This window comes from Nonomuraea sp. B5E05 (assembly GCF_039880665.1).
Lineage (GTDB): Bacteria > Actinomycetota > Actinomycetes > Streptosporangiales > Streptosporangiaceae > Nonomuraea.
Genome location: NZ_JBDPMJ010000019.1, coordinates 37160 through 52430, shown reverse-complemented (window position 1 = coordinate 52430; position 15271 = coordinate 37160). Strand labels below are relative to the sequence as shown.

Here is a 15271-nt window from a genome sequence, read left to right as displayed (position 1 = left end):
GGGTGTTTCGCGTACGTTTCGGCCTTCTCACAGGCACGGTTTCCGCACCGCACTATCAGGGGCGTGGGATACTTAGGCTTGCCTAACCTAACGATCAAGGAATGCCGATGCGTCTCCGCCTGGCCCTCGCCGCCGCGCTCTCCTTCGCCCTCGTCGCCTGCGGTAGTTCCGCCTCCTCGCAGGAGGCCGGTCCCACCCGGACCGTCAAACACGCCATGGGCGAGACCAAAGTGCCCATGGCCCCCAAGCGGGTGGTGGTGCTCGACACCGACAAGCTCGACACCATGATCTCGCTGGGCCTCACGCCCGTCGGCGCCGCGCAGGCCTCCCAGAACCAGAACTGGCCCGAATACCTCGGCCCTGCGCTCAAGTCCACCAAGGCGGTGGGCACCCTCCAGGAGCTGAACATCGAGGCCATCATGGCGCTGCGACCAGACCTCATCCTCGGCTCGAAGTTCCGCCAGGCCCCCTTCTACGACAAGCTCAGCAAGATCGCGCCCACCGTCTTCACCGAGCGCGTCGGCATCACCTGGAAGGAGAACTTCCTGCTCGACGCCGAGGCACTGGGCAAGAAGGAACAGGCCACGCGGCTGCTGTCGGACTACGAGACGCGAGCCAAGGACGTGGGCGCCAAGTTCGCCAAGCTCGAGGTCAGCATCGTGCGCTTCATGCCCACCGAGATCCGCATGTACGGGCCCGAGTCCTTCAGCGGCATCGTGCTGGGCGACGCCGCCATCCCGCGGCCCGAGACGCAACTGCTGAAGGACCAGGACGACAAGCGCTTCGGCAAGCTGAGCCAGGAGAACATCGCCAAGGCCGACGGCGACGCGATCTTCTACAGCGCGTACGGCGAGGCCGCCGCCAAGTCACAGGCCACGGTCACCGCCGGCCCTCTGTGGACGAACCTCACAGCCGTCACCTCGGGCAACGCCCACAACGTGGACGACGAGATCTGGATGACCGGCATCGGCGTCACCGCCGCCGGCAAGATCCTCGACGACCTCGACGAACACCTCACCCCGCTGGTGTGACGCGATCGCCCTTCCTGACCAGGCCGGGCCGCAGCACCCGCGCGTATACCCCCGCGCACGGCTGCGGCCCCATGTCGAACACCGGCACCCGGTTGTGCCTGGCCACGGTGCGCAGGGCCTCCGTGTCGCGATCCAGCGGCCCGTGCGCCAGAGTCGGCACGGCGCAGCGAGGCGTGGCCACGATCACCTTGAGCACCAGTTCGTCGCCCACGTGCAACTCCCGGCCCGCCCAGGCGTTCTCCGGAAACCCCTCCTCGTCCGTCGCGATCACCAGGTTGGGCCGGTAGCGGACCACCTCGACACGCCCGCGCGGGCTCAGCGCGCCGATCCGCTCGACAGCGGACGTGGAGATCAGGTGAACCGGGGCGAAATCGAAGAACGTGCCGTCCGGAGACGCCCCACCGAGCGTGCCCACCGTGTGCGGCACCTCCGCCTCGATTCCCTCGGCCAGCACCTGCTCCGGCACCGACCGTTCGAACTCGGCGCCCGCCGGCGGCACGTCGATCACCCGCACCTCGCGACCGAGCATCCGCGACAACTCCACGTCACCGGGGACCCGCGCACCCTCGATCGTCAGCAGGCCACGCCAGAGCCGCGGGTTCTTCGCGCTGGCGATCTTGCCGGTGGCGACGTCGAGCACCGCCCGCGCCCGATCCCCCGCAAGGCCGCGCTCGGTCACCTCGCTCTGCCCGACGTCCTCGCCCAGCATCGACTTCACCGGATAGCGCCGCAGCATCTCCACAAGCATCCCCCGACCCTACGACCTGTCGTGCTGGGTGGGGTGCCGGGTCGCGTGGGTGCCGGACGCGGCCTGCGGCGGTCCCTGAGAAGAGCTTTTCGGGAACCCCCTCGGGCCGGGCGCCGCACTGCGTGCCTTCGGCCCGCTCGACCCGCCGTAGACCACGTGGCCTGAGGCCCGCGTGCCTACGGTGGGGCCATCAGGCGGCGGCGGTGGCCATCTTGCGCAGGCGGGCCAGCGCGTCGCGCTCGATGCGGCGGGCGCGGTCGCGGCCGATGCCGTAACGCTCACCGACCTCCGTGAGCGTGTGCTCGCGCCCGTCGAGCAGGCCGTAGCGCCAGCGCAACATCTCGCTGGTGACGCCCTCGAGCCCGGTCAGCCATTCGTTCAGCCGCTCCCGCTCCAGGATGTCGATGGCCTGCTGCTCGGGGTCGGCCCACGTCTCGTCGGCGATCATGTCGCCCAGCTCGGTCTCGTCCTCGTCGCCCACCCCGAGCTGGAGCGAGACCGGATCTGACGCCCACCGCCGCAGCTCCCGCACCCGCTCGATCGGCAGGTCGAGGATCTCGGCGAGGTCGTCGTCGGTCGGCTCGGCGTCGAACTCCGCCAGGATGTCGCGCCGCACGCGCATCAACCGGGTCATCTGCTCGCCCGCGTGCGTGGGCAGCCGCACCGGCCGCGCCTGCTCGTGGATGGCCCGGCCCACCGACTGCCTGATCCACCACGTCGCATAGGTGGAGAACTTGTAGCCCCGCCGGTAGTCGAACTTCTCCACGGCGCGGACCAGGCCGAGGTTTCCTTCCTGCACCAGATCGATGAGCGGCATCCCCCGGCCGGAGTATTTCCTGGCCACCGCCACCACCAGGCGCAGGTTGGCCTGGATGAACTCGTCTTTCGCCCGCTGGCCGGAAATGGCCAGGCGCTCCAGCTCCTCGTCCGCCGCGTCCCCGATGCGCGGCTCCGAGCCCCCGCTGTCGAGCAGCTGCTCGGCGAAGAGACCCGCCTCTATCCGCTTGGCGAGCTCCACCTCTTCCTCCGCCGTGAGCAGCGGGACCCGGCCGATCTCGGCCAGATAGGTCCCCAGCAGGTCGCGGTCGGCGACATGCTGCTCTTGCGTGCGACTCCCCGTAGGCCTTGCCATCCCCAGGCACCTCGTTCCCGCAGCTGCGTTCCCTACCGGGCCAACGTCCGGCCACAGGCAAAGATTCCCTAAAGCACTACGTCGGAGGGAGGGTTCTGGATGTCCTCCTCAAGGAGGAGACCGCCGTGAAACACCTGGTGGACAAGGGGAACGCCAGGTCGGTAAGCGAGGTGCACATAAGAGGGGGCGTCGAGGATGACGAGGTCCGCGCGGGCTCCGCGCCGCAACCAGCCTACGTCCGTACGCCGTAGCGCGCGTGCCCCGCCGTACGTGGCCGCCCTGATCGCCTCCAGCGGCGTCATCCGCATCTCGCGCACGGCCAGCGCCACGCAGAACGCCATCGACGACGTGAACGACGACCCCGGGTTGCAGTCGGTCGCCAGCGCCACCGTCGCTCCCGCGTCGAGCAGCCGCCGCGCGTCCGGGTACGGCGACCGCGTGGAGAACTCCGCCCCCGGCAGCAGCGTCGCCACGGTGCCGGAGGAGGCCAGCGCGTCCACGTCGGCCGGCGTGAGATGGGTGCAGTGGTCGGCTGAGGCGGCGCCGATCTCGCAGGCGATCCGCACGCCCGGCCCCTCGGTCAGCTGGTTGGCGTGCACCCGCGCCCCGAGCCCCGCCTTCACGCCCGCCGTCAGGATCTCCCGCGTCTGGTCACCGTCGAACGCCCCGCGCTCGCAGAACACGTCCACCCACTTCGCGTAAGGGGCGCACGCTTCGAGCATCTCCCCGGCGACGAGCCGCACGTACGCGTCGGCGTCCATGTCGGAGGGCACGACGTGCGCGCCGAGGAAGGTGGTCTCGTCGGTCAGCACGGTGGCGATCTCCAGGCAGCGGCGCTCGTCCTCGACGGACAGGCCGTAGCCGCTCTTGATCTCCACGGTGGTCGTGCCCTGGGCGAGCATCTCGTTCACCAGGCCGAAGGCGCGGGTGGCCAGCTCGGCGTCGCCGGCCCCGCGGGTGGCGGCGACCGTGGTCCTGATGCCGCCTCCGGTGTAGGGCTCGCCGGACATGCGGGCCTGGAACTCGGCGGTCCTGTCGCCGGCGAAGACCAGGTGGGCGTGGCTGTCGACGAAGCCGGGGATGACGGCCCTGCCTCCGGCGTCCACGCGCTCGTCGGCGTCGGGCGCCCGGCTCGCGGGCCCGGTCCAGGCGACCTGGCCGTCGTCGATGACGAGTGCCGCGTCGGGGATCTCCTCGCGTTCCGGGTCGCCGGTGTACAGGAGCCCGATCCCGTCGATCAGCGTCGTGCCCGTCATGGGTTCCTCCTGAGTGGTCGGTCTTCGCAAAGGCGCCGATCTACGCGGTCACCGCGGGGCGGCGCGCTGAGGGCGTCACCGGGATCCGGTCCGGGCGGTCATCGCGGGGGTCCGGGCCGTCATCGCAGGGCGCCGATCGCCTCGGCGAGCATGGAGCCGACGTCGCCGAGCCGGTGGCGCCCGTCGGTGACCACGCGCCGGCCGCCGGACACGACCGCGTGCACGTCGGCCGCCGTGGCCGCGTACACCACGGCCTCCAGCCCGCGCGCGCCCGCCGTGCGCACGGAGTCGAGCCGTACGGACACCAGGTCGGCCCACGCGCCCGGCACGAGCAGCCCCGCGCCGGGGAAGCCGAGCGAGGTGTGGCCCGTGACGGTGGCGGCGGCGAGGAGCTCGTCGGCGCGCCAGTGGCCGCGCTGGTGGCTGGCCAGCCGCTCGTCCAGCTCGACCGCCCTGGCCTCCTCGAACAGGTCGATCACGGCGTGGCTGTCGGAGCCGAGCGTGATGGACGCCCCGCGGTCGGCCGCCGCCCTGGCCGGGCCGACGCCGTCGGCGAGGTCGCGTTCGGTGGTGGGGCACATGCAGACGTAGGAGCCCGACTGGCCGAGCAGCTCGATGTCCACGTCGGTCAGGTGGGTGGCGTGCACGGCGGTCGAGCGGGGCCCCAGCACGCCCCGCTCGTGCAGCACCCGGACGGGCGTGGCCGCGTACATCTCGATGCACGCGGTGTTCTCCGCATGCTGTTCCGAGACGTGCACGTGCAGGGGCGCCGCGTTGCGGTGGGAGAACTCGGCCACGACCGGCATCTGCTCGGGCGGCACCGCGCGCACCGAGTGGACGGCCGCGCCGATCTCCACGTCGGGCTGCCCTTCGTACGCCGCCGCCAGCTCCTCCGCCCTGGCGTCCCAGCCTTCGGCGTCGCCGTCGGTGAAGCGCAACTGCGTGCCGGCCAGGGGTACGCCGATGCCTCCTGACAGGTAGCAGGTGTCGAGCAGCGCGATGCGCAGGCCGGCGTCGCGGGCGGCCTGGATGAGGGCGTGGCCCATCGCGTTGGGGTCGTCGTAGGGGCGGCCGTCCGGGTCGTGGTGCAGGTAGTGGAACTCGCCCACGCACGTCACCCCCGCCAGTGCCATCTCGGCGTAGACGGCCCTGGCCAGGCGGAGATAGGAGTCGGGGTCGAGCTTGGCGGCCATGGTGTACATCCGCTCGCGCCAGGTCCAGAAGTCGCCCTTGCCCTCCTGGGCGCTGCCGCGCAACGCGCGGTGGAAGGCGTGGGAGTGGGCGTTGGCCAGGCCGGGGATGGTCAGCCCCGCCAGCCGCTCGGCGGAGCCCGGCGGCCCCTGGCCGATGTGCGCGATCCTGGCGCCCTCGATCTCGATGAGCACGCCGTCGGTGACGCCCTCGGGCAGCCACGCCTGCTCGCACCAGTACACGTGGAGGGCTTCGCCACCCGCGGCCCCTCCGAAAGGCACGGCGCTCCGCTTCCCCATCAGGATCTCGACTTCGGCTCGGTCAGCGACACAGATCCTCCAGCACGTTCGCGAGTGCCACGACTCCCGCCTCGCAGTCTGCCCGTTCGGCGTGCTCATCGGGCGAGTGGGACACGCCGGTGGGGTTCCTGACGAACACCATGGCGCTCGGGACGCCCGCCGTCGCCAGGATTCCCGCGTCGTGCCCGGCTCCTGTCGCCAGGATCGGCGCGGGCGTGTCGCCTCCTGCCACCCTGGCCAGCCGGTCCCGGAGCGCCACGTCGAAGTCGACGACCGGCGTCCACGACTCCTCCCGCACGTCCGCCGGGGCCTCGGCCGTCAGGTCCGCGACGAGGGCGCGTACGGCCGCCTCGTCGGCGCCGCGCGCGTCGAGCCAGGCCGAGACCAGGCCGGGGATCGCGTTGGCGTTGCCGGGCGAGACGCGGACCTTGCCCACCGTGGCCACCACGCCGTGCCGCGCCGCCAGCTCGCGCGCGGCCTGCACCATGCGGGCGAACGGCACCATCGGGTCGTCGCGGTCGGCCAGCCGGGTGGTGCCCGCATGGTCGGCCCGGCCCCGGAAGTCGAACCGCCACCGCCCGTGCGGCCAGATCGCGTCGGCCACCCCCACGGGGCGGCCCTCCGTCACGAGGCCGCGGCCCTGCTCGACGTGGAGCTCGACGAACGTGCCGATCATGGCCAGCGTCTCGTCGTCACGCCCGATCGTGCGGGGGGTGCGTCCCGCCCGGGTCATGACGTCGGCCAGCGTGTCGCCGTCGTCGTCCTTGAGCGCGAGCGCCCGATCGGGCTCAAGGAGGCCGGTGAGCAGCCGCGACCCCATGCAGGGGACGCCGAACCTGGCGCCCTCCTCGTCGGTGAAGCAGGCGACCCCGACGGGCACGGCGGGGGTGACGCCGCGTGCCTTCAGCAGGTCGAGCGCGGCGAAGGCCGAGACGACGCCCAGCGGCCCGTCGTACGCGCCGCCCTGGCGCACAGAGTCGAGGTGGCTGCCCGTGACCACGCCGGGCCGCCGCGGCGAGGGGTCGCCCCACCATCCCCACAGGTTGCCGTTGCGGTCTTCGCGCAGGTCGAGCCCCCTGCGCGCGGCCTCGCCCGCGAACCATTCGCGTAGCTCCAGGTCAGCGGGCGACCAGGCGTCTCTGACGTAGCCGCCGGTCGCCGGATCTCGTCCTACGTGCGCGAGTGGTTCAAGCATGACCCCACTCTAGTGAATGGACCCATTCAACCCCGGGGCCGGATGGTCAGCTCGGTGAGGTGGGCGTCGGGGCCGGCGGTGACGGCGGCCAGCACCGCCCGCGCCACGCTCTCCGGGGTGAGGTAACGCTCCGGCTCGAAGTCCCCGCCCTCGAACTCGCGCACGCCGCGCTGCATGTCGGTGGCCGTACGGCCGGGGTAGACCGTGGTGACCCGCAATTCGGGCTCCTCCAGGCGCAGCGCGTCGGCGAGGGCCTTCAACGCGAACTTGCTGGCGGAGTAGGAGCCCCAGCTGGGGTTCACCCGCTGGCCCGCGCCCGAGTTCACGCAGACGACGTGGCCGCCGGCCCGCCTGAGCGCGGGCAGGAGCAGCCTGGTCAGCTCGGCGACGGCGACGACGTTGACGTCCATGGTCCTGCGCCACACGTCGGCGGGCTGGTCGGCGATCCGGCCCAGCTCGCTGATCCCGGCGCAGTGCACGAGCACGTCGAGCCGCTCGACGTGCTCGACGTCGGCCTGCGTGACCCGCATCAGCTCCACCGGCCACGGCTGCGCGCCGGGCAGCTCGGCCGCCATCGCGGCGAGCGCGGCCTCGTCGCGGCCGCCGAGCAGGACGTCGTGCGTCGGGGCCAGGGCCCTGGCGACGGCCGCACCAACGCCTCGGGAAGCGCCGGTGACCAGCGCCGTCGGTCGTTCACTCATGAGCCCAGCCTATTGACCGGGGCGCGCCGGAACCGTCGGCCCGCCCGCAGTCATGGATTCGCCGCGAAAAAGGGGAGATTCTGGGCGCCCTGTATGGCAGGATGCGTCAGCTCACGATCGAAACGTTTCCGGTGCCCGGGAGAACGCCACGTCCCCCGGCACGCAGGCGAGAAACTCCGTCCGGCACAACCATGTCGCGAACCCGGCCCTGACCGGGTCCGGCAGGCGATCGGGCGGGTCGAGGCGGACGAGTAGCCCCTAGAAGGAGCGGGACCCCCCATGATCATTCAGGCAGACGGCCTGCGCAAGACGTTCACCACCAGAAGCCGGAAAGGCACACAGACCGTCGAGGCCGTACGCGGTGTCGGCTTGGAGGTGAAGAAGGGCGAGATCTTCGGCGTGCTCGGCCCCAACGGCGCCGGAAAGACCACCACGATCCGCATGCTCTCCACGCTGATCGCCCCCGACGCGGGCACGGCCGTCATCGCCGGCCACGATCTGCTCAAGGAGCCCGCCGCCGTCCGCCGCAACCTCGGCTACGTGAGCCAGGCCGGCGGGGTGGAGGACACCACGAGCGCCAGGGCCCAGATCGTGATGGCCGCCAAGATCCACAACGTGGCCGATCCGAAGCGGGCCACGGATGAGGTGCTGGAGCGCTTCGATCTGACCGAGATGGCCGACCGCCCGGGCCGTACGCTCTCCGGCGGCCAGAAGCGGCGCGTGGCCATCGCGATCGGGCTGGTGCACAGCCCGCCGCTGCTCTTCCTCGACGAGCCCACCACCGGCCTCGACCCGCAGAACCGCGCCAACCTGTGGGAGCGCATCAGGCAGTTGCGCGAGGCGGGCACGAGCGTGCTGCTCAGCACCCACTACCTCGACGAGGCCGACGCCCTGTGCGACCGGCTGATGATCGTCGACCACGGCGAGGTCGTGGCGGAGGGCACCCCCGGCGACCTCAAGCGGCAGGTGTCCGGCGACGTGATCACGCTCAGGGCGGACGACCTCGGCAAGGCCGCCGAGACGCTCAGGCCGCTGGCCCGCGAGACCCGCGTCGACGAGGACGTGCTGCGCGTCTACGTCGACGACGGCGAGCACACGCTGCCCGCGCTGCTGCGGGCGCTGGAGGAGCAGGGGATCGGGCTGAGCTCGATCGCGCTCGACAGGTCCACCCTCGACGACGTCTTCCTGGCCAAGACCGGCCGCACCCTTCGTGACGCTGGAGCCGACTCATGATCCGCCACACCGTCCTGTTCACCGGCTACGAGTTGAAGAAGTCGTTCAGCAATCCCGTCTGGCCGCTGTTCGGCATCATGCAGCCGGTGCTTTATCTGCTGATGTTCGCGCCGCTGCTCAAGACCATGACGCCGGGCGGCACCACCGTCGACGCGCTGCGCATGTTCACGCCGGCGTCGATGATGATGATCGCGGTGTTCGGTTCGTTGTTCTCCGGGTTCGGCCTGATCGCCGAGCTGCGCAACGGCTCGCTCGAGCGCTACGCCGTCAGCCCCGCGTGGCGGCCGGCCATCGTGCTCGGGCGGGTGGCCAAGGACATGGTCGTGCTGGTGTGCCAGGCGATCCTCGTGCTGGTCGTGGCGACCATGATGGGCGTGCGCATCGGGGTCGTCGAGCTGGTGCTGGTGCTGCTGCTCATGGCGGCCACGGGGTTGTTCGCCTCGGGATTGTCGCAGGGGCTGGCGCTGACCGTGCGCGACGAGAACGGCATGTCGCAGACGCTCAACCTGTTCATGTTGCCGATCATGCTGCTGGCCGGGTTGTTCGTGCCGATCTCGTTCGCGCCCGACTGGATGAAGGCGCTGGCCCCGATCAACCCGCTCTACCACGCGGTCGAGGCCGGGCGGGCGTTGTTCGCCGGGCGGCTGTCCGACTCGTCGATCCCGGTGGCGTTCGGGCTGTTCCTCGTGCTGGCGGTGCTCACCACGATCTGGTCGATGCGCTCGCTACGCAGGATCGCCGGTTAGGAACGTGCCGGTCTCGTCGGTCATCCGTTCGTACTCCTCCAGGCGCGCCCGGGTGCGCAGCGGCGCCGCGTCGGCCATGGCCTCCACCAGGGCCATGGCCAGAGCGAGCGGCGCCGCGTGGGAGTCGAACACGAGGCGGTCGCCGACGGGGGCGTCCAGCACGATCTCCGCGGGGAAGTCTGACCTGTCGGTGATGGCGGCGACCCGGAGCCCGAGCTTGCCCGCGTACTCCAGCGCTTGCACGACTTCGACCGGATATCTCGGCAGCACCACGGCCACCACCCACTCGGCCCCCGCCCGGCGGGCCGCGTGCAGCCCGTCGGCCAGCTCAGACCCGCCGTGCGTGAGCAGCCGCACGTCGGGGTGGATGCGGCGGGCGTAGTAGGCGAAGGTGGTGGCCGGCCCGCAGGAGACCCGCAGCCCCACCACGGGCAGCGGCTCGGTGGCGGCCAGCTGCTCCCCCAGCTCCTTGAGAGGGAAGGCCGGCAGCCGCTCCCTGACGAGCGCGAGATTGCGGATCTCGGCGTCGATGGCGCCGCGCAGCAGGCTCTCCTGCGGCGCCTGCGCCCCGCCGCCCAGCACGAGCGGCCGCAGCGCCTGCCGCAGCTCGGGATATCCGGCGAACCCCAGCACCATGGCGAACCTCGTCACCGAGGGCTGGCTCACCCCGGCCCGCTCGGCCAGCTCGACGCTGGACAGGAAGATCGCCTCGTCGAGGTGCTCACTGAGGTAGTGGGCGATCCTGCGCTGCACGGGCGACAACCGCCGGCCGTCCAGCAGCACGCTCAGCCCACCGTGATATCCGTCCGCCACGCCACCTCCAACGCCGCCCGCCCCGCTTTCTCATCCCTCACCCTGGTCGCGGGGCGCTCAGGACTCCCGCATCGGCACACGGACACCGCGGTCGGCGGCCACCCGCGCGGCCTCCTCGTAACCCGCGTCCACGTGCCGCATGACCCCGGTGCCCGGGTCGTTGGTCAGCACGCGGTCGAGCTTCTCCGCCGCCAGCGCGGTGCCGTCGGCCACCGTGACCTGGCCGGCGTGGATGGAGCGCCCGATGCCGACCCCGCCGCCGTGGTGGATGGACACCCAGGCGGCCCCCGAGGCGGTGTTGAGCATGGCGTTGAGCAGCGGCCAGTCCGCGATCGCGTCGGACCCGTCGGCCATGGACTCCGTCTCGCGGTAGGGGGAGGCCACCGACCCGCTGTCGAGGTGGTCGCGCCCGATCACGACGGGCGCCTTGAGCTCGCCGGACGCCACCATGTCGTTGAACCGCTCGCCCGCCAGGTTGCGCTCGCCGTAGCCCAGCCAGCAGATGCGCGCGGGCAGACCCTGGAAGTGCACCTGCTCGCCGGCCTTCCTGATCCACCTGGCGAGCGCCTCGTTCTCCGGGAAGAGCTCCAGGATCGCCCGGTCGGTGGCGGCGATGTCCGCCGGATCGCCGCTCAGCGCCGCCCACCGGAACGGGCCCTTGCCCGCGCAGAACAGCGGCCTGATGTACGCCGGCACGAACCCGGGGAAGTCGAACGCCCGCTCGTAACCGGCCAGCCGGGCCTCGCCGCGGATGGAGTTGCCGTAGTCGAACACCTCCGCGCCGGCGTCCTTGAAGCCCACCATGGCGCTCACGTGCCGGGCCATCGAGGCCCGCGCCCGCTCGGTGAACCCGGCCGGGTCCTTGTCGCGCTCGGCCGCCATGTCCTCGAAGGCCACCCCCTCCGGGAGGTACATCAGCGGGTCGTGGGCCGAGGTCTGGTCGGTGACGATGTCGATCTCCGCACCGCGGGCCAACAGGTCGGGCACCGCCTCCGCGGCGTTGGCCACCACCCCGATCGACAGCGGCCTGCGGGCGTCGCGCGCCTCGTAGGCCAGCCGCAGCGCCTCGTCCAGCGACTCCGCGGCCACGTCGAGGTAGCGGTGCTCGATGCGGCGGGTGACCGAGCGCGGGTCGCAGTCGACGCAGATGACCACGCCGCCGTTCATGGTGACGGCCAGCGGCTGGGCGCCGCCCATCCCGCCGAGCCCGGCCGTCAGCGTGATCGTCCCGGCCAGCGACCCGCCGAAGCGCCTGTCGGCGACCGCCGCGAACGTCTCGTACGTGCCCTGCAGGATGCCCTGCGTGCCGATGTAGATCCACGAGCCGGCGGTCATCTGCCCGTACATGGTGAGCCCGGCCGCCTCCAGCCGCCGGAACTCCTCCCAGTTCGCCCAGTCGGGCACCAGGTTGGAGTTGGCGATGAGCACCCGGGGCGCCCACTCGTGGGTGCGGAACACGCCCACGGGGCGCCCCGACTGCACCAGCAGCGTCTCGTCGCCCTCGAGCGTCGTCAGCGTCCTGACCAGCGCGTCGAACGACGGCCAGTCACGTGCGGCGCGGCCCGAGCCGCCGTAGACGACCAGCTGCTCGGGGTGCTCGGCGACCTCCGGGTCCAGGTTGTTCTGGAGCATGCGGAGGGCCGCCTCCTGCGGCCACCCCTTGGCGGTGATCGTCGTGCCTCGCGGCGCCCGCACGCTGCGGCTCATGGTGACCCTCCTGAATGAGAGCATTCATCAATGTCACCCGCAGACTACATCGGCTAGCTCACCAGGAACTGGGTGGCCGCCAGCTCGCGATAGAGGTCGTCCAGGCCGACCAGCTCGTCGTGCGTGCCGACCGCGCGCACCCCTCCGCCCTCCATGACCACGATCCGGTCGGCGTTGGTCACGGTGGACAGGCGGTGCGCGATGACGAGCACCGTGGTCTCCGCGGCCACCTCGGCGATGACCTCGCGCAGCCGCAGCTCGTTGACCGCGTCGAGCTGCGAGGTGGCCTCGTCGAGCAGCAGCAGCCTGGGCTTGCGCAGCAGCGCCCTGGCGATGGCGACGCGCTGCCGCTCGCCGCCGGACAGCAGCACCCCGCGGTGCCCGACCGCCGTCTCCAGCCCTTCGGGCAGCCTGGCCACCAGGTCGTCGAGCCGGGTGCGGGCGATCGCGCGGCGCAGCTCCTCGTCGGTGGCCTCTCTGGCGGCGAAGAGCAGGTTCTCCCGCAACGTGCCGGCCAGCACGGGGGCGTCCTGCTCGACGTAGCCGAGTGCGGCCCGCAGCTCGCCCAGCGGCCAGTCGCGGATGTCGCGGCCGCCGATCCTGATCGTGCCGCCCTGGTGGTCGTAGAAGCGTTCGAGCAGGGCGAACACCGTCGACTTCCCCGCCCCCGACGGCCCCACCAGCGCGGTCAGGCCGCCGGGCGGCACCTCGAAGGTGACCCCGTCGTGCACGATCGGCCGGTCGTCGCCGTACCGGAACACCACGTCCTCGAACGTCACCCCGACCGGCTCCACGCTGCCATGGGCGACGCGGACCGGCTCGGCCGGCTCCGCCGGCAGCTCCTCGATCTCCTTGATCCGCTTGAGCGCGGCCAGTCCCTGCTGGAGCTGCACACCGCCCTGGACCAGCTGCCCGATCGGCGGCACGAGGTAGAACAGATAGAGCAGGAACGCGATCAGCGACGACACCTCGAGCGTGCCGGAGGCCACCCTCGACCCGCCGACGCCCAGCACGCACAGGAACGCGATCTGCACCGCCATCCACGTCGCCACGCCCGCGAGCGACGTCCACCCGGCGACCTGCAGGCCCCTGTCACGGGCGCGCACCGCCGCCTCGCCCACCTCGGCGATCTCCCGCTCCTCCGCGCCGCTCGCCTTCACCGTCCTGTACGCCTGCAGTGCCCGGTCCAGCACGGCCCCCATCTCGCCCACGGCCTCCTGGGCGTGCGTCTGGGCCCGCTGGATCCTCGGCATGATCAACGCGACCAGCCCGCCGATCACCACCACCACGAGCAGCGTGATCAGCAGCAGCACGCCGTCCATGGCCGCCATCATGACGATGGCCCCGACCAGCATGAACGCCGCGCTCACTGACTCGACGATGCCGTTGGTCAGCACGGCGCGCAGCAGCGTCGTGTCGCTGGTCACCCGCGACATCAGGTCACCGGGCTTGAGCCGGTCGACGTCGGCGACCTTGAGGCGCAACATCCGGTCCACGAGCCCGCGCCTGGCGCCGAGCACGATGCCCTCGCCCGTGCGCTCCATCAGGTAACTGCCACCGGCCGACACGACCGCGCCCACCAGCACCGCGGCGGTGAGCCCTAACAGCGGCCCGGCCATCGACGTGTTCTGGCCGAACGCGTCGACGACGTACTTGGCCAGCAACGGCATCGCCAGACCCGCCACCGAGCCGATCAGGCCCAGCAGGCCGCCCAGGAACAGGACCTTCCTGTGCGGGCGTACGTAGGCGAGCAACTCCTTGACCACCGCAACCCCCTTCACGACATTTCTCGACTTTGCTCCAACGAACGGGAGCCCTCGATCGGCACCGATCCGCCATCGTCAACCTAAATTGACGACCTTAGTATGTCAACTTCGGTTGACTTCTCCTTCGTGGGGAGGAGACGACATCCGGGAGCGGCCCGCGCGCGAATAGGGCATCGAGGAACGAGGTCATCCCTCCACCGGGGACCGCGGCGTGACCTCGGAAGCGCCCTTGTGACCTCGCGGGCGCTTTATGGCAGGAAATCAGTCAATGTCCGGCAAATCGGGATTGTCATGGCCGGCGTCACCGTCATCGACCCGCCGCAGGTGACCGGACGCTGCTGGAACGCCTCACGCAGCAGGTCGAGTCCCCGGTCGCCATGTCCTCGACCATCAGCCGCGCCATCCGCGGCGTGACATCGGTGATCGACGCCCGCAGGCCCGCGTCCAGGAACGCGCCCGCGACACCGTCCGCCACCTCGCGAAGGGGGGTCCCCATGGCGGTGGCGAAGTCGAGGTCGGCGCCCGGCCGGTCGGTGAAGCCATGAGCCCTCATGGCGTGACCGCCCGCGAGTACCAGACCGTAGGTCTCACACACGGGTGACACGGCCTGGAGCAGACGCCGCTGGAAGGAAGGAAGCTCCATGTTTCACGTGTTCCAACGCCCGCGCCGCGTGGACGGCAGATCGTGCCGCCCTGAGAGGAACTCCTGGAAGGCGATCTTGGCCTTGATCACCGGCCGCCGCCAGCGTTCCTCCCGGTGGATCGCCTTGGCCATCTTGCGCGGTGACTGCCTGGTGAAGAACCAGTGGGCCCAGGGCGAGCCCGGCCGCGCCAGGCGGAACGCGCCCACCAGCAGCATGGGCGGGATGAACAGCCCCGCCATCCCGGTCCAGATCTTGCCCTTGAGCAGGGTGACGACGGCCAGCGCCAGGTTGGCGATGATGAGCACGGCGGGGTTGACCGGGGTGCCGTAGTCCCAGGTGAGCGGGCGCAACCCCATGAGGAGCAGGCCGGTGACGGCGACCGCGATGAAGACGGCGTCCACCGAGGTGCGCCCCTCCTCTTCCCAGTAGACGTCGTGCAGGTGCAGGATCAGCGCGAACTCGTCCAGCACCAGCGCCGATCCGATGCCGAACACGCACGCCGCGGCCGCCGTGCCCACCTGCGACGCGGGCGGGACGATGAGGCCGGCGACCCCGCCTGCCATCATCAGCACGACGCCGAACACGACGTGGTGGATGTGCATCTCGCCCACGCTCACGTTGCGGAACCAGCCGATCTTCGCCCTGATCAGGCGGACGTTGATGCGCGTGGCGATGAAGGCGACGATGAGCGCCACGAAGTAACAGAACAGCGGCAGCCGTCCTGTGGCGATGATGGTGTGCTGAAACCAGTTCCCCATGATGCTGGAACTGATGCTACGAGCCCATGGGTCCCAAATGCGCGCAACCGG

At 71.2% G+C, this 15271-nt stretch carries 14 protein-coding genes; 3 read left to right on the top strand and 11 right to left on the bottom strand.

The annotated features are described in order from the left end of the window. Nucleotides 1-107 precede the first annotated feature (107 nt). On the top strand, nt 108-1031 hold the full coding sequence (locus tag ABGB01_RS30515; protein ID WP_347776973.1) for an iron-siderophore ABC transporter substrate-binding protein: 924 nt from the start codon (nt 108-110) through the stop codon (nt 1029-1031). Here ABGB01_RS30515 and ABGB01_RS30510 read toward each other — a convergent pair. From ABGB01_RS30510 to ABGB01_RS30485, 6 genes are all read right to left on the bottom strand, one after another. Beyond that, nucleotides 1015-1779 (bottom strand): MOSC domain-containing protein, encoded by a 765-nt coding sequence (locus tag ABGB01_RS30510; protein WP_347776972.1) that lies wholly within the window; start codon nt 1777-1779, stop codon nt 1015-1017. The two genes, ABGB01_RS30515 and ABGB01_RS30510, sit on opposite strands and share 17 nt — an antisense overlap. A 190-nt stretch (nt 1780-1969) precedes the next feature. Then, nucleotides 1970-2911, bottom strand: coding sequence for a sigma-70 family RNA polymerase sigma factor (locus ABGB01_RS30505; RefSeq protein WP_132509943.1), 942 nt, complete (start codon nt 2909-2911; stop codon nt 1970-1972). Between the two features lie 68 nt (nt 2912-2979). After that, on the bottom strand, nt 2980-4167 hold the full coding sequence (gene hutI, locus ABGB01_RS30500) for an imidazolonepropionase (protein ID WP_347776971.1): 1188 nt from the start codon (nt 4165-4167) through the stop codon (nt 2980-2982). Nucleotides 4168-4286: 119 nt separating this feature from the next. Beyond that, on the bottom strand, nt 4287-5639 hold the full coding sequence (locus ABGB01_RS30495) for a formimidoylglutamate deiminase (RefSeq protein ID WP_347776970.1): 1353 nt from the start codon (nt 5637-5639) through the stop codon (nt 4287-4289). Nucleotides 5640-5679: 40 nt separating this feature from the next. Continuing rightward, on the bottom strand, nt 5680-6852 hold the full coding sequence (locus ABGB01_RS30490; RefSeq protein WP_347776969.1) for an allantoate amidohydrolase: 1173 nt from the start codon (nt 6850-6852) through the stop codon (nt 5680-5682). A gap of 26 nt (nt 6853-6878) precedes the next feature. Then, nucleotides 6879-7553 (bottom strand): SDR family oxidoreductase, encoded by a 675-nt coding sequence (locus tag ABGB01_RS30485; protein WP_347776968.1) that lies wholly within the window; start codon nt 7551-7553, stop codon nt 6879-6881. 279 nt (nt 7554-7832) lie between these two features. On the opposite strand from ABGB01_RS30485, the gene ABGB01_RS30480 reads away from it, so the two are divergent. Together ABGB01_RS30480 and ABGB01_RS30475 are read left to right on the top strand one after the other, a co-directional pair. After that, the gene (locus ABGB01_RS30480; RefSeq protein WP_347776967.1) at nt 7833-8786 is read left to right on the top strand and encodes an ATP-binding cassette domain-containing protein; all 954 of its coding nucleotides are present in this window, start codon (nt 7833-7835) and stop codon (nt 8784-8786) included. After that, nucleotides 8783-9532, top strand: coding sequence for an ABC transporter permease (locus ABGB01_RS30475; RefSeq protein ID WP_347776966.1), 750 nt, complete (start codon nt 8783-8785; stop codon nt 9530-9532). The genes ABGB01_RS30480 and ABGB01_RS30475 overlap by 4 nt, the downstream gene beginning before the upstream one ends. Here ABGB01_RS30475 and ABGB01_RS30470 read toward each other — a convergent pair. The 5 genes from ABGB01_RS30470 to ABGB01_RS30450 form a co-directional block, all read right to left on the bottom strand. Continuing rightward, entirely contained in the window at nt 9512-10345 is an 834-nt protein-coding gene (locus tag ABGB01_RS30470) for a MurR/RpiR family transcriptional regulator (RefSeq protein WP_347776965.1), read from the bottom strand. The two genes, ABGB01_RS30475 and ABGB01_RS30470, sit on opposite strands and share 21 nt — an antisense overlap. 57 nt (nt 10346-10402) lie before the next feature. Then, nucleotides 10403-12052, bottom strand: a complete 1650-nt coding sequence (gene hutU, locus ABGB01_RS30465) for a urocanate hydratase (RefSeq protein WP_347776964.1) — start codon at nt 12050-12052, stop codon at nt 10403-10405. A gap of 53 nt (nt 12053-12105) precedes the next feature. Beyond that, entirely contained in the window at nt 12106-13833 is a 1728-nt protein-coding gene (locus tag ABGB01_RS30460; protein WP_347776963.1) for an ABC transporter ATP-binding protein, read from the bottom strand. A 292-nt stretch (nt 13834-14125) separates the two neighbouring features. Further along, complete coding sequence (locus tag ABGB01_RS30455) at nt 14126-14371, bottom strand: hypothetical protein (protein ID WP_347776962.1); 246 nt, start codon at nt 14369-14371, stop codon at nt 14126-14128. 93 nt (nt 14372-14464) lie between these two features. Beyond that, complete coding sequence (locus ABGB01_RS30450; protein WP_347776961.1) at nt 14465-15220, bottom strand: hypothetical protein; 756 nt, start codon at nt 15218-15220, stop codon at nt 14465-14467. Between the last annotated feature and the right edge of the window lie 51 nt (nt 15221-15271).

Excerpts from the sequence above, each read along its gene's own strand:
- ABGB01_RS30485 (WP_347776968.1), bottom strand. The coding sequence starts at position 7,553 with ATGAGTGAACGACCGACGGCGCTGGTCACCGGCGCTTCCCGAGGCGTT.
- ABGB01_RS30455 (WP_347776962.1), bottom strand. The coding sequence starts at position 14,371 with ATGAGGGCTCATGGCTTCACCGACCGGCCGGGCGCCGACCTCGACTTC.
- hutI (WP_347776971.1), bottom strand. The coding sequence starts at position 4,167 with ATGACGGGCACGACGCTGATCGACGGGATCGGGCTCCTGTACACCGGC.
- ABGB01_RS30490 (WP_347776969.1), bottom strand. The coding sequence starts at position 6,852 with ATGCTTGAACCACTCGCGCACGTAGGACGAGATCCGGCGACCGGCGGC.
- ABGB01_RS30515 (WP_347776973.1), top strand. The coding sequence starts at position 108 with ATGCGTCTCCGCCTGGCCCTCGCCGCCGCGCTCTCCTTCGCCCTCGTC.
- ABGB01_RS30480 (WP_347776967.1), top strand. The coding sequence starts at position 7,833 with ATGATCATTCAGGCAGACGGCCTGCGCAAGACGTTCACCACCAGAAGC.
- hutU (WP_347776964.1), bottom strand. The coding sequence starts at position 12,052 with ATGAGCCGCAGCGTGCGGGCGCCGCGAGGCACGACGATCACCGCCAAG.
- ABGB01_RS30510 (WP_347776972.1), bottom strand. The coding sequence starts at position 1,779 with ATGCTTGTGGAGATGCTGCGGCGCTATCCGGTGAAGTCGATGCTGGGC.
- ABGB01_RS30505 (WP_132509943.1), bottom strand. The coding sequence starts at position 2,911 with ATGGCAAGGCCTACGGGGAGTCGCACGCAAGAGCAGCATGTCGCCGAC.
- ABGB01_RS30475 (WP_347776966.1), top strand. The coding sequence starts at position 8,783 with ATGATCCGCCACACCGTCCTGTTCACCGGCTACGAGTTGAAGAAGTCG.
- ABGB01_RS30450 (WP_347776961.1), bottom strand. The coding sequence starts at position 15,220 with ATGGGGAACTGGTTTCAGCACACCATCATCGCCACAGGACGGCTGCCG.